The following is a 1,278-nucleotide window of genomic DNA, read 5'->3' on the forward strand; positions in this document are numbered from 1 at the left end:
AATTACCTTCGGGATGTTTCCTGGTGAAACAAATGGCAACATGCATAGCTCTTGAATTATATAAGCCGATGCTCGGTTAAAACTAAGTTGGTATGGCATCACTCCTTTTAAGCTATGCGCCATTTTAGCCATTTGAAATCGAATCAGATTATAAGCTAACAAAACACCCCATAACTCTTGCTTTACCATCTCTGGCTTTTTGCTTCTTAATGTTAGCTGGTTGCGTAACATATATTGTTTCATCTCTCTAAAGCCTAATTCAATCTCCCAGCGATGTGCGTATAAGTCTGCAATATTTTCAACAGGATATTGAAGTGGATCTGTCATAGAAGTTAGTATCGAATATGACTTACCTTTAATAGTGCGCTTTACCAAGCGAACATCCACCGTAGTAGGTAGGTCATCCCACTTTTTTCTTGCTTGCGGTGTCGTTTTTATTCGTACAATTTGATCACGTGTACTAAACTTTTTAACGACTTCAAACTGCGTGCCTTTTTTTAAAGGGATAAGCCAATGACGTTCAATGCCAGTGTTCTGCCATTGATTTAATAATCCAAGTGAGTAGAAACCTTTATCAAATAAAGTCAGGGAGTTATCTGGTGTTGATGATATTAAGTTAGCAGCTAAATGCATTTCATTGGAGGCAACTTTATCAAATGAAGAGGCGGTTAATAGATGGCTCGTTAACTCCATTTGGCATACCATTCGGATTTGAGGGTAAGCAGACTCCCGCTTGTCATTATGTAGTTTTCCAAAAGCGAGTTCATTATCTTCTGTGTCGGGTGCTCGCCAGACCACGCCATCAACACCTAACAACTTAAGGCCACAAAAGCTTGGCGAGAGAGTATTATCTTGCCACAATTGCTGGGTCTGTTCAAAAATACGTTGAACAACCTCTGAACCGAGTCTTTGCCTTGCCTGAACGACAGCGCTCGGTGCAACAAATGGTCGTTTTCCTGGTAGCATAATATCAAGTTGGTTAACGATATCGCTCATTGGAAGGTGTCTAAACATAGACATTCCTACGATACTCCACACCATCATCTCAAGTGGTAACCTGCGCTTTCTCAGTGTTACGATGCCAGACTCTTTAAGGCACTTATCAATCAAATCAGGTGATAAAACTTCAGATAATGAATTGAAATGTTCGGGAGTGAAGGCTTCGAGTGAGTGGAAATCGTAATCTAAAGGCATAAAAAAATCCGATGTTGAGTGAACATCGGATTCTGATCCCATTCGGGTAAAAATCAACTAATTTTTCTTAACTGATCGGCATTA

Annotated in this window: 1 protein-coding gene; it reads right to left on the reverse strand. The window is 40.0% G+C overall.

Going from position 1 to position 1,278, the window contains the following annotated elements; genetic code table 11:
• The coding region (locus tag E2R67_RS16320) for an IS4 family transposase (RefSeq protein ID WP_166739413.1) at positions 1 to 1,194 on the reverse strand (1,194 nt) is incomplete at its 3' end.
• Positions 1,195 to 1,278 lie beyond the last annotated feature (84 nt).

Source organism: Psychromonas algicola (assembly GCF_004378355.1).
GTDB lineage: Bacteria > Pseudomonadota > Gammaproteobacteria > Enterobacterales > Psychromonadaceae > Psychromonas.